The following is a 17333-nucleotide window of genomic DNA, read 5'->3' as shown; positions in this document are numbered from 1 at the left end:
ATTTAAGCCTGTATATTGATAATAAATGGACGTGATTTTCCACTAATGTATGAAACGGCATCAAGTATTGTTTGTGATAATAAATAATTATCTTCTATTGATACGCTTGCAGCTTGAATATCAAATCCATGAGCTAGGCTGATAAAGTCTATGGGAGACTCATCAAATGTTGTCGCAATACGAGGAGATGTTGAACGCTGACGATCTTCGGAAACTATTTTTGCGTGTTCTACTGAATTAAAATATTGTCCATTATTAATTATTATTAATAAGATAGGGATGTTTTTAGCTGCTGCTGTCCATAAGCTACTGGGTGTATAGAGAAAATCTCCATCACCGAGAAAAGAAACTGCTAACTCCCCCGTATTGTCTTCCCGCATAGCCATTGCCGCACCGAGTGATGCAGGTAATCCATATCCAAGTCCACCACCACCATTCATCCCTAAAAAATTAGCTTCATGTTTAAATACAAATACAGAACGAATACTCTGATCAATTTGAGTACTGCCGCCATTGACTATCCGAATGTTGATGGATGCTGTATCAAATGTATCCGAAATCGTTTTCATTGCGTTTTTTAATACCGATTCAGGAAGATTTTTACTTTTTATATACACAGGGAGGGGAGCCTTATGAGGCTCTACATATTTAGCGGTCGATAATAGAAATTCAACAATATCCCCATTGTAAACAACACCCGGGGATTCGATCCCCGTATCAGAAGACCACCCAGACAGGGCAACCCCCGGTGTATTTACACTAATAAAAACTGATTCTTTCAGATCATCTGTATCAACTAATGTTTCTAAGTAGCCAAGAGGGTCTATCGTATCCAACGCTAATATCATGTCGGGAGCGACATCTAGTGTTGCGGATTCTAACCTCAGCCAATTATTTTCTAAATTTCGAGTAATTGAATTTTCATAATAGCCGCATTCTAATACTGGTATCTTAACATTTAAGGCATCAGATAAGTTACTTAAAGCCTGCATGAACCCTTTCTGCCGCCCTGTTCTTTCTACAATGATAAGTGGGCGCTGTGCTACAGAAAGAAATTTAGCCGCACATTTTATATGAAATGGGTCAACTCGTTGCACACATTTTTCTGTATCTATCGGGCCAAGGCGCAAAACCCTATTTTCTGCGATTGATTCTTGGTGGTCTGCATCTATAGCAACCACCGCAGGCCCAAGATGAGATTCTGTCATCACTGTTCGGATAGCACGTCTTATATCATGCGCAGTTCCCCACTGATCGGCGGATACAGCAGCCAATGTGGTATAACCACGAACTGGAGCAAAAATATCATGTGCTGTATGTATCCAGTCTATCCAAGGACGACGTTTCCCCGCAGCTAACGGTCCATTACCAACTAAACACAGTAAAGGAACTCGGTCACACCAAGCATTGAATAGAGCCATTGCACTATGCAAGACACCAACATTCGCGTGAATCAAGACACAGATTAAACGCCCACTGGCTTTGTAATAACCATGCGCAAAAGCGACAGCTATTTCTTCATGACACGCCATTATTATTGTTATCTCATCATCATTAACAAGAGAATCATGCAATCCTCTAAATGAGGCACCCGGATTAAAAATAAATGTATTTATTCCATGTTGCTTAAGATATTTTTTTAACCAATCGGAAAAATAGTAGTCATTCTTATTCGAATCTAAACTGATGTAAGTTGAAGGTACTGTAAAATCATCAATCATATGCCGGATTCCTGCCGTTTAGTTGATCATTAAATGTGCGGGTAATTATTCCCTCATTACGTAATAAGGCGGAAGATGTTACCCAAAGAATATTTGAGTTAAAAAAAATATCGGATTGCCCTGCTTCTATTCCTAAAGGATAAGGATCAGATAATGCAAGCAGCCGTCCGGCAGTGATCAATGTACCTATTTCAGCAACTTGAACACCATAATAACGAGATATATTTTTTTCCTTAGCTAATTTTGCGAGTTTTCTGGCACTAAAAATACCTCCGCATTTCGCAATACGAATATTGACACCATCAACAGATTCCTCTTCAAAAGCTGTTATTACATCATTTTCGTTTTGTATGGATTCATCTAATAATATCTTTGCGCCATAAGCACGAATGTTTCTTAATGTTTGATAGTCTCGTACCCCACAGGGTTCTTCAAACCATTCTGCACCAGCATCCATACAATATGGTATAGCTGTAGGTATTTCTTTTTTCGACCAAGCATTATTGACATCAAGAAGAATGACAGCAGATGTATTCTGACGAATTTCAATAATTCGTTTACAAGTTTCTTCTAATGTATCCGCTAATTTCAATTTAACTAGCCGGGATCTAGAGATTACACTACTAGAAACATTCCAGCGCCCATAACTATCGAGTACGGGAATAAAAGGAGCGCTATCTACTATCGGTGGTGGGCTTAAAGACATCTCTGTTCGCTTTTCAAACCAATCCATAATGGCAAGTTCAATGGCGCAAAATGTATTAGGTCCAGCACCTTTTAGTATATTGAATTCATGAACCAATAATTCATTAAAAGAAATTCCTGATAACAAAGAATTTGCAACACTAATTAACCGTTCATTGATCCAAGAAGACAATTTTTTTTGAACTATATCAATTGATTCTCCAGTAACATAAAGGCGTGGTGCACATTCACCATAACCTGTTACTCCATCAACATTTAACTCCAAAATAATAGATTCGCTTGACCAACGAGAAAATTTCGCATGTTTAAATGGAACTGCCATTTTTTCTTTTACTTTATGAATATAAGCCTTTGCATTACTCATACTATAGTCTCAACATCATGAATCATACTTAGAATTATGTTAGCTAACTGTTGGCGATACTTTGTAAAAGGTATGTAATGATCTTTAGAACCAAATAAATGTATTGTCCATTCTTCTCCATAATATTTCATGTATGCTGTGATTGCTGATTTAACATCAATAACACGATCACCATAGGAAGAAATATATTGTGATCTTATGGTAGAAAATGGAGCATGAAGAGAAATGTATTTATCTTCTAACATAAAAATATTTTTACGTGTTTTTAATTTTATAGCGCGAATAGTTAATGGATCTTGATATATAAAATCTTGATATTTCTTTAAGGAAGAAAAGTCTTCTGGGAATAATCCGACATCCCATAAATCATCACTTTTATCATTTAATATTGTTCTCTGTTGTTGTATATCTAAAGATGTATGCATTTTATCCAACCATGATGAAACGATAGATATCGCTTTCAATTTTTTAACTATGGATGGGCTTTGCGCTAGTGTGGCAGTTAATATAGATCCCCCTAGACAGTGACCAACTGCAATTACAGGTATATCAGGATAAATTGTAAATACATGTTCAAATAGTTTTCTGTATGACGATATAACATATTCAGCACAAGGAAATTCATCATGTTTTTCGAGACTGATTCCGCTTCCGGGACGATCCATGCAAATAAATACTGCATTTTTTTGTGTAAAGTCTAAAGCAAATTCCCATGACCAAGCAGCATGACTCTGTAGCCCATGTACATATATAACGATTGATTCTATTGCATTAGGAATCCAACTATGAACTACTAACTCATTATTTAAGTGAGTTATTTTTTTTATAGTTTCTATATTACTATACATAAGAATTTCCCCAAAAATTTTCAACTATTTTGCTGTCAATTTGATGATGTTTGAATTTATGCTGATTTCCATTTTTTTCATTTCTTCCTCTTTCAAAATGTTTCCTTAATGTATCAGGTGGACACACAAATACTCTAGGAGCAGCAAGTCGGCCACTACTTCTTTTAGATGCATACTCAATATTAACAACGGATATTTCTTTATCTAATTGCTCTGAAAAAACATTTGCATCTATTCGTTTTGATGATTCAACAACGCAAATATAATAAGGAATGGTTTCCCATTTAGGTGCTATAATATAGGGCATTTTCTTTCCTTCTAATGCCCTGAACGTGTATTCAAATGCAGTCGAGAGATCATGGTGAGTTAATTTCTCACCTGTAAAAGAGTGGAAGACGCCATAACGTTCGACAAAAAACACCCACGGCGTTCCTTCGGGAGTTACTTCTGTGACTTCAAAGATATCTCCAGTCCATAAACGTAGCAACCCATGAGCTTGAGACATAATAATATGATAACGTTTTCCCGGTTTTAACTCCATTGGTGAAAGCGTATTTTCCTCATATTTACCTAGCCACTGTTCAGGTTCTATTTCAGCTGGAATAAATTCAAAAATGGCTTGGTTAATAGCTAAGGGTTGAGATTCTATACTTGGAGAAATAGGAATAGTCACAACCCCTTCGGTCCCACATGTCATGAATGGAACAATAGTAGCATCAGGAATAATTTCATTTAATTTAGATATATAATGAGATGCACTGGCAGAAGTCCAGCATGAGTAAAAACTTAGTTTAGGCCAAATATCACGTAATGAAAAATGATTTTTTTCTAGTTGGAGTTCTATATTTTTTGCCCTTTGTGGGTTAGGTAAAAAATGATTATTCCTTTCTCCTTTAAATGTACCATCATGAACATCCTTAACTAGGGATTCCTTAAACATATGGAGTTTATCATATAATGAAAGAATCATACTGGGATTGATAGATGTAATTGCTCGCAAATCCTTTTCTAAGAAATAGCGAAGCCTTACATAACTTCTCCCATCATGATCACTTGGTATATCAGTACCATACCAAGGCTCATCATTCCAAGGCGGAGTCCAATCGTGATTACTAATATGTGGATGTCTATTACTTATTGATTGGTGAGTTAGTCCGTATACGCTTGGTAGTACTGTTTCTCTAGTTGTTTGAGTATCAAGCACAGAATATTTCTGTAATAAAATATGTGGACAAGAATTTATAAAAGTATCCCACATAGTATACATAGCTGGAACGCGATATTTTTGCATCCAATGATAAGTATAAGGTATGTATTTTGGTTTTCCTGTTGTACCACTTGTTTTTAACCAACGAATAACTGGACTGTTAGTTAGCACTCCTCCTTTTGTTATTATTTCTCTTTTAATTGGTTCTTCAAAATAATTATAAGAAGAAATAGGGACAGTTTTTTTCATATTTTCGATAGTTGAAAGATTAGCCCCATTCTCCTGCCAAAAATTGGCATAACGAGTTATTTCATAAATATCATGTAAAACTTCATTCTGTGCAACTAACGGGTTTTGTAGTTTCTCAAAAAAATCACTTTTAAAAAAATCGGTTTTTATCTTAAATTTATATTTCATTTCGTCATTATAACTTCTCATAACAATTACCTTATATAAAATAAATAACATAATGTAAAAATAACTTCGCATCAGAGGTTCTAAAAATGAATAGAATTTCTTTAAGAAAACTTTCTTTCTTCCATATTATAAAAAATAGACAATTATTTTTTTAATTTTTTCATTACAAATGAATTAACTTTCAGAAAAGTTTAATGAATATTTAAATACCAATAACAAATAGTGATACTATATGAATAAATTTCTTAAATACTAATGAAAAAAAGTTATCACGCTGAGCGGGTATATTTTTTCAAAAAAATTATAACTTTTATTATTTTCAATAAATTATGAAAATATTTTTTGGTTGGATAAAAAAAGATATCAGAAATGTTTTCATAAACTATTTATCAAAAAGAAAAGGGTCATGTATTAAATAGCTAGTTATGGCAGACTTTCCGATTTTTAGTGATGAAGATAAAGCATGGCTAAAGTTGACGTCTATTGCTGTTATTATCACAAATCAGAACATGTCAAAGGGCATGGAAAAAGAAACAGTGGTCATCACCGTTATCGCTGTTATGTGTGCCGTAAGGTCTTTCAGTTGGTATACACCTATCAGGGGTCAGTTTGGATATAGAAAATTATTGTACGGTAACTGTTTTTTTAACAGACTTACCTATAGCAATAGGATGTACTCTCGCGCTATACGGCGTTTTCAGAGGATTTTGTCTAATCGGATAACTTAAATGCGATACCGAAAGAGCGATAACTTAAAAGCGATAGCCACTGATGTCAAATCAATCCATTACGTACCTAAATTGGTTTAAAAATGAGCTTAACATACAAAAATTTCCGATCTCCAAACTCACTCCTATCAAGCCTGCAAACTTTAATGCTCAATCTAACTATTTAATATATAGACTCATTTATCACAGTTTTATGCTCTCTAACTAAATTTAATGACTCAACTATATTCGAACAATTACTGTCTTTCTTGTTGCCATTCTACTAGCTTCTGCTTTGCGCCTTCCTGTTGCTCTGGCGTGACTTCTCCGTTAGGTTGTCCATTCATATCAAATCGACTACCCCCCGCAATGAGCGCTTTTAAATAAATTTTGCGATTCACATAAGCGTATAAACCTTTTTTAATATTAGATTCTGTCACATCTAATCCGCGTACTACAGCATCTGTTATTATCTGCTTATCAATACCAACCATAAGTGGATAAGCTTTAGGCTCATTAAATAACCCCCAATGCTTCGCTATTCGGTCTATGTTTTTTTGTTTTTTTGTTTTTTTTTGTTGCTCTGATACATGTTGTAGTGATTTTGGCACTGAATTATCTGGTACTTCAGTAGTTGATAATGTGCTTTTCCGCTTTAAAGTTAATACAGGTCGTGCGTTATTCATATAATTATAGGCTCAATAAATGTGTTTTTCAGAAAAGTTAACTTTCATTGAATATGAAGAATAAATTGATTTTTTTGCGCAAAAAAACCAAGAAGAATGAAAAATTTCATTAAATACCGATAATTGGTAACTTTCAGTTTTTACTTATCCATATCCAAAAATTAAGATTTTTATTATATCAAGGAACTACTATCATTTTCATAAGACGACTTCACATTATAGGAAAGTATGATCTTATGTAGTTCACTATTAAGATAGTTCATTTTATGACCATTTCGACTCTTTCACCGTGAAAATTTCCGAGTATTTCGGTCTTCAAACGGTCATTACGTGGCATACGTTTTTCACGTTCCAAAGCATCAAAGCTACCCAACATTTTTATCTCAGGTCTTTCGTTTTGAATAATTATATAGGGCATCGGCGCTGTAACAGTCTTCAGCAAACCAGAGGGCTTGAGATCACTGGCAAAAGTCACATTAGCCACAGGCTGAATTTTTAAACTGCGGCGAATTCGTAATAGCTCTTCTGGTACAGACATGACTTTCTGCATTAACTGATGCATAGGTAATGTTTGGCTCTTATCGTCCCGGCTATCTTTTCCCATCCTGATAAGTAGCTCGGCTTTATCCGGCACCAGCAAAGACTCCTTTTTCTGCCAACAGAATCTGACAGCCGAAATTTTTTTATCTTTCCACCAGCGGATTTGTCGATACAGATGCAGAGTCATTACACCTGCACATTGATTATGAAGCTCTTCAAACCTTTCACTCCTACTTTGATAATTGTTAATGATATGATTTTCAATATTCCCTTTTAGTACATTAATTTGTTCAAGCAGTCTAATTAACTCGGTAACAAAAGTCTTATCATCAGAAGGAAACCAGAGTACCCCGGCAGCACGACGCGCAGCTTTCTGGGAATATGCATCTTTGATATGCAGATCAAGCCAAGTATTAGTCGCTTTCAGTATCGCTTCATGGCCGTATAACTGAATCGGATCAACTTTTTTTATCACTTCGTTCTCTGCACCACGCAAAATTGGTGGAATATCGGAAACACAAGCAAACAAAGGCGAACTGGTACTGATTAATTTTTTCAGCTCTCGCAATTCGTCTTGAAGCTTATTAAATGTCTTTTTTAAATTCATTACTTGATACCCCTGATATTTTATACAGTATTTACTGTAGTCAATAAGAACATTTGTAGCAAAAAAAAACTGCTTTGAAAAAATTAATTAAATTTTATTCAAATAGTTATTTTGACAATGTGGTAGAGGTAAATCACATTTTAATCTTCAGTGAGAATGCCTTACTGCGATTTGGCCTAATGTTATACTACGGTAACGGGGCAATGAGTTTTCTTCGGGGATGATTTTCCAGACATTACACAAAACCAAAACGTTTGGTCGGAACATTAGCCGCGAATGATTTTCCGACGATGACTTCGAAATGATGTTTTCTGTCGTCCCGATTTCTAACGTAGCCGCCATCAATGCCCACCGTCATCGGTTTTCCCGGTTTAGGTAAGTTTTCCCATTCTCTGGGATCTCCGAGGAGAAAATCAGGTAACCCCTCTAATTCGGTCTCTTGGCTGTCTGGCAAAGATGATTTCTGACGGTGGCAGCATTAACGTGTTCTCCCGCCGGGAGAATATCTTTGAGCAGATTAGCGGTCACATCAGTGAAGCCTCCCGGGTTTCTATGTACCTGAGTTCCGGGTGAGTACGCGTATCACTCCAGTGATTGAGCAAGCTAACGGTTTGGGTTAAATTTTTCTCACAAGCGCACCGGTAAACCCGAAATCCCTCCACGGGATCAGTTTGGATATAGAGAATTATTGTACGGCAAGCCTATTTTTTGAACAGACTTGCCTGTAGCAATAGGGTGTAAATAGCTTGTCAAAATGATAGGCGAGTCAAAGACACTCAGTCCTATTTTTGCGAACTTTTCGTTTGAAAAGACAAAAATCTGCAAAAAGGAAGGACTGAGTTATGTGTATCGTACCACCTATTCCACGTAATGAACGGCGTCTGATGAAAAAAGTTGTTCAGAAAACGCCCGATAAAAACTATGCCCGTCTAATCATGGCGATTCTCTTGTTACATCATGGCGAATCAGTGTCTCGGGTGGCTAAAATTCTTTGCACCGTGCATTCGTCAGTATGGCGATGGATTGATCGATTTAAAGCAGATGGATGGCCTGAACTATGTACCCTCCCGGCAGGACGTCATCCCCGCTGGGATCTCACTCCACTTTTACCTGTTCTGATTTATTTATTGAAACATTCTCCTCAGCAATTTGGGTATACTCGCTCGCGCTGGAGTCTTTCCTTTTTTATATTCAAAATCAAAAAATTATTTAATACCCAGCCATCAATCAGCACACTTTACCGATTCTTCCGAAAAAATTCGATTGTCTGGCGGCGAGCCGCACCAATATTGAATATTCCCGATCCCAAATATGATGAAAAAATGGCACGTATTACCGAAGCCTTAGCCAACGTATCAGAAAAATATCCTGTCGTTTATGAAGATGAAGTCGATATCCATTTTAATCCTAAAATTGGGGCTGACTGGTATATGAAAGGACAGCAAAAACGGATCGTCACGCCCGGAAAAAATCAAAAATACTATTTGGCAGAGGCACTGGATATTCAGACTCAAAGAGTTCTCTATACCGGGGGGATAAAGAAAAATTCGCAATTATTCATTGAAATTCGACTAAAAATCCCATTATTAAACTTTTATTTCTTCCGGTCTATTCGCTCTGGCTGAACAAGATAGAACTCGTATGGCACAAATTACATGAAACAGTAACACGTAATCATTGCTGTCAGTATATGTGGCAACTTATTCGAAATGTAATTTTTTTTGAAATAATTGCCAAAAATAATATTTCAGCTAATAAAAATATGAGTGGATCACTATTATGAAAACCTATTTATGAGTAGATCACTATTATGAAAATCTATTTAATTATGTTAATTTATGTTTCACTCAATTCCTATCCGATTATCCGTTTTCCTTGATGGTTCTTTTAGCCCCGTTAAGCTATCTGGATTAGAACAGTGCAATGACTTATTCAAATAAAGAGAAAGAGGTGTTAAGCATGGCCGGAATTAATTTGGAGTTTATGGAGTTAAATACTCTTGATGACGTTAGAATTTCAGACGTAACAAAATCAATTAGTGCGCGTGGCGCTTGCTTGATACGAACTCGGAAAAATACCAGTGATTACAATTTGTCTCAATTCTCAAAGAAATTCGGTAAAATTGTTATGCATCCAAAATCAAGTCTCGATGGAATTGTTAAAATAAAATCTGGCGAGAACAAAACCTATCTGAGTCAATCTAATGAAGAACATCCATTTCATACCGATGGAACATACTTGGAGGAAGGTAATTCAATTGATCTTGTTGCGCTTCACTGTGTGAAGCCATGCCCAGATGGAGGAGGATTAAATAAAATCATGTCTGGTACAGATATTTTTAATCATCTCAAAAAGATAAAGCAAACAAGCATCATTGAGATTCTCTCTGAAAATTCTGTCGGCTTCTCGAGAGAATCACAAAAGTCCTTCAGAAAAATTTTCAAAAAAGAAAATGATAAATGGAAAATATCTTTTCGTTTGGACAGTGCTGGAGATATCACTTTCCCTTCAAAAGAGGTTGAGAGTGCATACAACACTTTAGCAAAAATTATTCATAATGATGTAAGTTATATAGAATTTGGTCTGCGCGAAGATGAAATTCTTCTACTTGATAATTCTGCTTATTTACACTCTAGAACTAATTATTCATTTAATTCGCATCGACTAATTAATCGCGTGCAAATTACCGACACAGCAATAGACGTTGGGTTCGAATATGAATGAATTGATTACGGTTTTTGCCGTAAGCCTGAGTGCTGGAATTTTCTCGGCAGCCGTTGGCTTAGGAGGTGGGTTATTAATGCTGGGGTTGATACCCATGTTTGTTCCGGTTTCTGCGGTCATCCCAATACAAGGCGTTGTTAATTTAACAAGTAATTTTAGTAGATTTCTTTTTGGCATCAAACATGCCATATTGAAGTGGCTGCCGGCGTATTTTATTGGTGGCCTTGTTGGGACAGCGTTGGGATACCCATTAATAGGATATTTGCCGGAAAAACTTCTGTCTATTATTCTGGCAATCTTTATTCTTCTATCCGTATGGACCGGAATTTTAAAGAAAATAGGCGCGCTCATCAATAATAATTACATTGTCTCCGCATTTCAGGGCTTTATTTCTTTATTTGTTGGTAGTGTCGCTACATTATCAATCCCACTGTTAATGGAGAGGAAATTAAATACCAAGCAAGTAATTGTGACGAGCGCGATGCAAATGAGTGTTTTGAATGTCTTCAGAGTCGCGGCTTTTTTTATTGCCGGGTTTCAGTTTTCGGCGTACACAAATATTCTAATTCCCTTGATTTTGGGATCGGTGGTGGGAAATTATATTGGGGGGTACTTGCAAAAAATGATTCCAGAGAAAATAGGTGCGACTGCTCTGAAGCTAATTATAACGGTCTTGGCAATGCTTTTGCTTTACAAGGCAGTTTTTTAACTATTGGAAAGCTCTTGCGAAATCATTAACCATTGTGTGGTTATACTATCGATTTTCCTTAAATTCTAAGGATATAGAGCAATAAAAATGGTGCTATAAAAGCACCATTTTTATTGCTCTATATAAGATTATTAGACGACAATTAGATTGGCCGGTCGGAGCTAATTCTCATCAAATCACATCCAATCTTTTGCATTAATTGGTGTTTGCCAATCAAACTTATTGGACGATCCTGCTAGCTCATTTATCGTGTCTTGTAACATTTAGAAGCTCGTAACATTCAAGGCTGGGGTGAAAATTATTCCCGTATTCAATCCATTACGGGCTGAAACGGTTAAATAATGCGCTAAACGTACAATAATTTCCGATCTCCAAACTGACCCCCACGGGAATAATGTCAAACAAGGTACGGTACTAAATGGTCTCTTTGGAGATCGCAGTAGGAAAACGTTGAAAAAGCTGCTAGCACTCCTGTCTCCTTTTACTATCCGGTTTTACTGTAGAGATGATTATGCCGTGTACGATTGCCTGCCTAAGAAAAAACACCTCACGGGAAAGAAATTTACCCAACGTATTGAGAGAACAAATCTTACGCTTCGTATCCGGATACAGAGGCTGAATAGAAAGACAATTGGTTATTTCAAATTCAAAGAGATACATGACAAAGTGGTCGGTACATTCATTGAGCGTGAATACTCTATTTCATAACAGATCTAACTGTTGGGAGCATGACCGGCCTCTGAGCTTGCGTAAAACGTCAACCTCTAGAAGATTTACGCCAGCTCTCCTGCTTCCTCTAAAAATGACAATGGAAGCATCAGACTTTTGAATACAACAGCAACGGATAGGCAATCAATCGTACTGTTTTCATCATTTGCTCCATGTGCTCCAATGGGTGGAGGATAATTTGCATATTACGCGTTCGTACATTCCCCCACCAGATTAAGGATAATACTGTCGGTCAGTACATTATCATGGAACCGTTCTTCTCCCAGTACCCACTTGCAAACGTCTATCGCTTCCTGACGACTCACAGGCTGGATGGTGGCCAGTTTCTTTTCTATATAGTTTTCCCGGTCATAGATATAGTACCGATCAGCATCACCGAATCCGTCCGGATACAACTCTTTATCCGCCACATAGCGCATCTGATATAGCCAATCCCAATACAGGAACTCACGGATCACATCAGATAAAGTGTGCGGTTCAGGCAGCTGTTCGGCAAAACCTTTTGCTGTGGCCTGACGTAGTTTCTCAGTTTCGATAATTCGATCACCATTCATACACCCTTCCGCCAGTTCCTTTTCATTCCAGTAATAGTCTGATTCATAAATCTCGGCTAACTCCCCCACCAGCATTAATTTTTCCGGCTTGGTCAGTTCCAACGCCGCTTCATAAGTAGCAAAAATACTTCTAATCTGACTGGCTTTCTCAACTTGTGCTTTCGCCCGATCTATGTAACCTTGCGGGTTATCCATGCCTATAGAGCCAAAAGCAACCTGAAGCGGGTGAGCGCCTGTTTTCATCAGATAGTCAGAATATTTTTGCTGTGCTTCTTTCGGTGTGATTTTGAGCTTTTTCAAAGCGGCTTCAGCTGCATCAAAGTGAGCTGGTTCGTTGGTTTGAATAACCTCTAATACCCAAAGGTAAGCATCCACCTGTTTGTTACCAGTGATCTTGCGTTGAGCTGGTAACGGCTTTACAGTTGCGAGTTCAGTGCTATAACTGGATTCGGGAATAGTAAAAAGTGCTTTGTGCTCTAAGTTGTCCATCATTATTCTGTTTCCTGCATTTTAAATGATATTACTGAACTAATTACACGTCATATACAACATGTATATCACTATAATATCTGTGTAAATCATGGAGTGAAATTATTCATGAAAAATTCGTTAGTAAGTCACATTTCTTTTTTTCAACTAGAAAGGTGCCCCCTGTCTTATTGGTTACATCAGTCTCGTTTCTGAATCAATACTAACAAATGATCTGATGAATAAAAAAATTTATTAACTGGTAGTGATGTCACTTGCATGGAAAATTAGAGAACAATGAATTCCTGTTTGCAAACGGTACATTCAAGTACTTTTGCATCAAGCTCTATTTCATAATGTGCTTTACTTTCATTGTACTCACCACAGGTGATATACGCATCACTATTTTTCGCCACAATTTCTTCGCAATTATGTTCACCGCAATTTGGACAATACATTTTAACTCCAAGTTATCTATAATAAAAAATCGTTCGCATTTACTCATAAACCAATTTTTATGGTAGTGAAATTCAATCTTATAAAAGACTAACTTTGTCTTTTCCCTAATTTTAAATTTTCCTGAAATTTTTCATAATTACTATACATTAAAATTAGCGTGTTACATTATGCGACTGACCTAATTACTTTTCACATAGAACATGTAATCGCCACAATTTATTCACAGATATTGATCTCAATTTTTCTTTCAATCAGAAGGACAAATTCAGTATTATTATCACACATTCTGGGAAACACCCGAAACAATAAATTAGACCAACATGCAATGTATTGACCATACCCTACTGAAAGACTTTCCTAAACCTTAACCTCCCTGCCACATTAAAAATCCGAGCAATCTTTTATTTTTTCTTTTTTTTTCTTTTTTTCTCCCCTTATCTCAGAAAGCGTCAAGCAGGACAAGAGTCAAAAATCAAAGAGTTTTTCAGTCATTCTTACAAACGAGTACGATGTTCGGGTAGAACTCCCTGCCCCGGAGCGGAGCGAAGGGGCTTTCCCTCCTATCTTGCATGTTGGTCTAATTTAGTTTTTTAGCTGCCTCAGTAACCAACAAAACTCTCTCGTTCAATTGTTGAAAAAATCCAGCGATGGTTGTGAAAACGTTAGATGAGACAGAGACTCAATTGGTCAAAATTAAACAATGAGTTATCAGTTAAAATACTTGGTATTTTTTCCGTCACAAAATACCAGAAATATGGCAATTAACATTCAGCGTAAGGATGTAACAGAATTACAGTTGGAGGGAAGCAGTTACATTATAGTAATCTGCAATCAAAAAAATCATCAATTGCAGATTACTATGCCTACTAGGTTGAAATAAAAATTTGACGATTTTTATAATGTGAGTATTTAGTTAAAAAACTATAATTCCCACAGAATAAATCTACCAAAATATCAACTTAAGTGCAATTTATTCATTTAACTAACATGAAACCCACTCAATTTTGGTTAAGAGTTATTTTAAAGTGGGTGAGATTTTTATCTTATTATCATTCCTATCTGAGTATCTCACCTGTGAACACTATTTCTCGATAGAAAATCCGCCATAAAAAAATTGAAATTACATAGTTTTTTAATTTAGCCATTATCAGATATCACGTTGAGCTTTTATCGTGAGACTAGCTGCAATCCTAGCAATTTCAAGTATAATTCTTGCGTTCTATCTTTCTTGCATATTATTATATTTCATAATATTTGTGTCTAGTAATGGTTTTGATAGGTGAAATAAAATGAAAAAAAATCCAATTATTGAAAAAATAGAAAAGTTAGAATTAAAAATAATAAAAAAAGGTGAGCTGATAACTTTAACAGCTTTTATTATAGTGATAATAGCTGCTTTGATAAATTATTTTACAAAAGTAAATCTTTATCCGGTAATCTATATCGGTACAATTGTATGTTTTGTTGGGATTGGCTTTACCTTATATATCAGATACGTGCTTGGAAATTGGAAACGATAGTTAATTAACCTCAGCTATCGTTTAAAGATAGCAATCTCATTATCCCGGAGATTCAAGCTCAGTTTTTTAGATTGAAATGTATAAGCAATGAGGCCTGCGGAAATTTCCAGCAGAAAACCGAGCTGACTGCGATGCCTTGAATGCTCTATCTGAGAAATATTTTTGAGCTGGTCGACGATCATTTCTATCAAAAATCGCCGTCTTAACATCGCCTATCCCAGAGTGATAATGTTTTAGCTTTCATGTTGCTACGGACATGAGTGATTAACGTAACGCCTTCCGTTTCCATTTAAAATGACTCTATAAACCCGTTATAGAGATTCTGAACGTTAATTTGAAGGTTTCTACTCATTCATACTCAGAAGCTTTGGACTAATGGAAGCATCAGCGTATACGGCTCTAACGGTGATTGGACAAACCCAAGTCGCATATAGAACGTCCGGGCATTCTCATCAAGTGCATGGACGATTATAGCTGAAATACCAACCTGTTCAGCTGTACTGAAGACACGCTTCCAAGCATCCTGAAGAAGCAATGCTCCCAGCTTCTTCCCCTGATATTCCACATCGACAGCCAAACGACCGAGAAGCACCACTGGGATAGGGTCTGGCATATTGCGTTTAAGTGATGGTGTAGATTCGATATGATTAATTGAACCAGCGCTTAGACAATAATAACCGATAACATCTTTTGTACCTTCCTTGCAAATAACAAATGTGCGGCTCGCACCGAGCTTATTATTTTTTAAAGCCCGGCGTGAAAGCCATTCGTTTAATGTTTCATGCTGACAATAAAAATCATTTACATTATGTTCAACCGTTAATATTTCAGGAGCACTTATTCCCACGGTGCTTTATACTCCATCAGTTTTTTAAAGCCCGCATTCTCAGAAAGTGGCTTCTCTAACATCTGCATGAATACCTGATATTTCTCGTCATTAACGAAAAAGTGGCGCTGATCAAGTATGGCCTCTTCGGCTGCGCGGCAGGCAGCATCCAAAATGAAATCTGTTCGAGTCTTTGAGTGCAGGTTTGCTGCATGGTCAATAAGCTCCCGTTGGAAAGCTTTTGCCCTGATGTTAATCGGTGTTTCTTTAGGTTGTGTTCTCATAAATCACCTGTATAGCAACATTAGTATACAGACATTATAGCAGGCGTATATCTAATAGCTATACATTTAACTTAGGATTTATCACGGTTCTGCTAATAACGGAGGACTGACGGAGTATAGCAAGAACATCACTAACGGATATCTTCCAAGCCATTGCCTGACGACGAATAATGAAAACACCTAGCTCAATACGCTGATGATGACTGAGAAGATGCTGCAAGGTGTTACCGGCTTCTGAAATAACAAGCATGACACCTTTTGCATCATTGTTATGCACCGTCAAACCTTTATTTTTGTTCGGCCCGTGATAATTAAATTCTATACTTTTTTTCAATCCAAATAACAACTCACAAAAATCCGTCAGTTCATGTTTAGATAATTGCAAATAAATTTTGTTACTCCATTCCGCCTCGTTGGAAAACTGAAGTATTTTCGCCATTTCAACATTAACTGTTAATTCTTTCGATTTTTCTCTCACACTGTACTGGATATTTAGCGCTGTTCGTTTTTTTTCGTCCTTTTGGCGATCAGCATAAAATGTAACTGACTCTTCGAATCTACTTTCTGACATATACCTACCTCAGTGTAAAACTGTTTTATTGTCTCGTTTTGAAAATTAATCCCGTCCTCAATCATACAAGGAAATTACATCATATAACATGCACTCGCCCTTCCAACTGAATTTTCAAAAAGAAAACACTTTGGTTGCTAAGTAAAGTTCCGTCTAAAATTGGGGCCTACAGCGATTTTAATCACAAAATGGCTCCACTATTAGCACTCTCCGACCGAGATAAAACTCGCGAATTGGTACGCCGTCTGGAATTAAAGCCTTCCAGCGGTGCAAGAACAAATACATAAAGTTCAGGTTGAAAACCTGTGTTACCAAGAAGTATTGCCCCGTCATGACCGAAAAACACTCTGTTTTACCTCGATCCACCTTATGTCCCGGAAATCAGAGTCAACGACAAATATGAAAAGGAAATGACCTCAAATGATCACCGGAAACTGGTCGCACAGCTGCTTGAAGTGGATAGTATATGTATCCTGTCTGGATACAACTCAACAATCTACGCTGCAACTAGCAAGACCCGGACATCTTGTATATAACACTTGAACGGAATAATGATCTAGTATCCTTGTTTTCGCAAAAAAACCGTTATCATCTAAGCAAGTAGCATTATTTAGATGTGCTGATGTGCTGTAGCGGGATGTAAGTATTTTTAAGTATTTTGATGTGCTGTAGCGGGAAAAACTGGAA

At 36.7% G+C, this 17333-nt stretch carries 15 protein-coding genes and 4 pseudogenes; 6 read left to right on the top strand and 13 right to left on the bottom strand.

What is annotated here, in order from left to right; all coding sequences use genetic code 11:
• Window positions 1-2 precede the first annotated feature (2 nt).
• Genes AACS92_RS12080 through AACS92_RS12065 form a run of 4 tightly spaced genes read right to left on the bottom strand, consistent with a single transcriptional unit; the run spans window position 3 to window position 5283 of the window.
• Window positions 3-1721, bottom strand: a complete 1719-nt coding sequence (locus tag AACS92_RS12080) for a thiamine pyrophosphate-binding protein (RefSeq protein WP_099108601.1) — start codon at window positions 1719-1721, stop codon at window positions 3-5.
• On the bottom strand, window positions 1714-2790 hold the full coding sequence (locus tag AACS92_RS12075; RefSeq protein ID WP_099108600.1) for an enolase C-terminal domain-like protein: 1077 nt from the start codon (window positions 2788-2790) through the stop codon (window positions 1714-1716). The genes AACS92_RS12080 and AACS92_RS12075 overlap by 8 nt, the downstream gene beginning before the upstream one ends.
• Window positions 2787-3638 (bottom strand): alpha/beta hydrolase, encoded by an 852-nt coding sequence (locus tag AACS92_RS12070; RefSeq protein WP_099108599.1) that lies wholly within the window; start codon window positions 3636-3638, stop codon window positions 2787-2789. Before AACS92_RS12070 ends, AACS92_RS12075 begins: the two co-directional genes overlap by 4 nt.
• On the bottom strand, window positions 3631-5283 hold the full coding sequence (locus tag AACS92_RS12065) for a GH3 family domain-containing protein (protein ID WP_193756852.1): 1653 nt from the start codon (window positions 5281-5283) through the stop codon (window positions 3631-3633). The genes AACS92_RS12070 and AACS92_RS12065 overlap by 8 nt, the downstream gene beginning before the upstream one ends.
• Before the next feature lie 442 nt (window positions 5284-5725).
• On the opposite strand from AACS92_RS12065, the pseudogene AACS92_RS21910 reads away from it, so the two are divergent.
• Window positions 5726-5863, top strand: a pseudogene (locus AACS92_RS21910) (IS1 family transposase); the annotation flags it as partial.
• A 363-nt stretch (window positions 5864-6226) separates the two neighbouring features.
• Here the strand turns inward: AACS92_RS21910 and AACS92_RS12060 are convergent.
• The 3 genes and pseudogenes from AACS92_RS12060 to AACS92_RS12050 all read right to left on the bottom strand — a co-directional run.
• Window positions 6227-6655, bottom strand: coding sequence for a ProQ/FINO family protein (locus tag AACS92_RS12060; RefSeq protein ID WP_099108596.1), 429 nt, complete (start codon window positions 6653-6655; stop codon window positions 6227-6229).
• A 259-nt stretch (window positions 6656-6914) separates the two neighbouring features.
• Window positions 6915-7802, bottom strand: coding sequence for a DNA replication terminus site-binding protein (locus tag AACS92_RS12055; protein ID WP_099108595.1), 888 nt, complete (start codon window positions 7800-7802; stop codon window positions 6915-6917).
• Between the two features lie 238 nt (window positions 7803-8040).
• Window positions 8041-8467: pseudogene (locus AACS92_RS12050) on the bottom strand (ISKra4 family transposase); the annotation flags it as partial.
• A 177-nt stretch (window positions 8468-8644) separates the two neighbouring features.
• Here AACS92_RS12050 and AACS92_RS12045 point away from each other — a divergent pair.
• The 4 genes and pseudogenes from AACS92_RS12045 (at window position 8645) to AACS92_RS12030 (ending at window position 11943) form a co-directional block, all read left to right on the top strand.
• Window positions 8645-9585, top strand: a pseudogene (locus AACS92_RS12045) (IS630 family transposase).
• A 176-nt stretch (window positions 9586-9761) separates the two neighbouring features.
• Window positions 9762-10526, top strand: coding sequence for a TauD/TfdA family dioxygenase (locus AACS92_RS12040; RefSeq protein ID WP_193756851.1), 765 nt, complete (start codon window positions 9762-9764; stop codon window positions 10524-10526).
• Entirely contained in the window at window positions 10519-11235 is a 717-nt protein-coding gene (locus AACS92_RS12035) for a sulfite exporter TauE/SafE family protein (protein ID WP_099108593.1), read from the top strand. The genes AACS92_RS12040 and AACS92_RS12035 overlap by 8 nt, the downstream gene beginning before the upstream one ends.
• 357 nt (window positions 11236-11592) lie before the next feature.
• Window positions 11593-11943: an IS1 family transposase gene (locus tag AACS92_RS12030; protein ID WP_099108592.1), complete on the top strand. Its 351-nt coding sequence runs from the start codon at window positions 11593-11595 to the stop codon at window positions 11941-11943.
• 206 nt (window positions 11944-12149) lie between these two features.
• On the opposite strand, the gene AACS92_RS12025 is transcribed toward AACS92_RS12030, so the two are convergent.
• Both AACS92_RS12025 and AACS92_RS12020 read right to left on the bottom strand, forming a co-directional pair.
• Window positions 12150-13013: a helix-turn-helix domain-containing protein gene (locus AACS92_RS12025; RefSeq protein ID WP_193756863.1), complete on the bottom strand. Its 864-nt coding sequence runs from the start codon at window positions 13011-13013 to the stop codon at window positions 12150-12152.
• A 260-nt stretch (window positions 13014-13273) separates the two neighbouring features.
• On the bottom strand, window positions 13274-13444 hold the full coding sequence (locus tag AACS92_RS12020; RefSeq protein ID WP_193756850.1) for a hypothetical protein: 171 nt from the start codon (window positions 13442-13444) through the stop codon (window positions 13274-13276).
• A 1290-nt stretch (window positions 13445-14734) separates the two neighbouring features.
• Between AACS92_RS12020 and AACS92_RS12015 the strand changes: the two genes are divergently transcribed.
• On the top strand, window positions 14735-14965 hold the full coding sequence (locus AACS92_RS12015) for a hypothetical protein (protein WP_099108590.1): 231 nt from the start codon (window positions 14735-14737) through the stop codon (window positions 14963-14965).
• Window positions 14966-14979: 14 nt separating this feature from the next.
• On the opposite strand, the pseudogene AACS92_RS12010 reads toward AACS92_RS12015, so the two are convergent.
• The 4 genes and pseudogenes from AACS92_RS12010 to AACS92_RS11995 form a co-directional block, all read right to left on the bottom strand.
• Window positions 14980-15245, bottom strand: a pseudogene (locus tag AACS92_RS12010) (transposase); the annotation flags it as partial.
• Between the two features lie 78 nt (window positions 15246-15323).
• Window positions 15324-15812: a GNAT family N-acetyltransferase gene (locus tag AACS92_RS12005; RefSeq protein WP_099108589.1), complete on the bottom strand. Its 489-nt coding sequence runs from the start codon at window positions 15810-15812 to the stop codon at window positions 15324-15326.
• Window positions 15803-16075 (bottom strand): type II toxin-antitoxin system TacA family antitoxin, encoded by a 273-nt coding sequence (locus tag AACS92_RS12000; protein WP_099108588.1) that lies wholly within the window; start codon window positions 16073-16075, stop codon window positions 15803-15805. The genes AACS92_RS12005 and AACS92_RS12000 overlap by 10 nt, the downstream gene beginning before the upstream one ends.
• 58 nt (window positions 16076-16133) lie before the next feature.
• Window positions 16134-16646 carry a hypothetical protein gene (locus AACS92_RS11995; protein WP_099108587.1) on the bottom strand — a complete coding sequence of 171 codons (513 nt, stop codon included), beginning with the start codon at window positions 16644-16646 and terminating at the stop codon, window positions 16134-16136.
• Window positions 16647-17333 lie beyond the last annotated feature (687 nt).

It is taken from the genome of Xenorhabdus sp. KJ12.1 (assembly GCF_963876495.1).
Classification (GTDB): Bacteria; Pseudomonadota; Gammaproteobacteria; order Enterobacterales; family Enterobacteriaceae; genus Xenorhabdus; species Xenorhabdus stockiae.
This window is presented reverse-complemented; position numbering and strand designations above follow the sequence as displayed.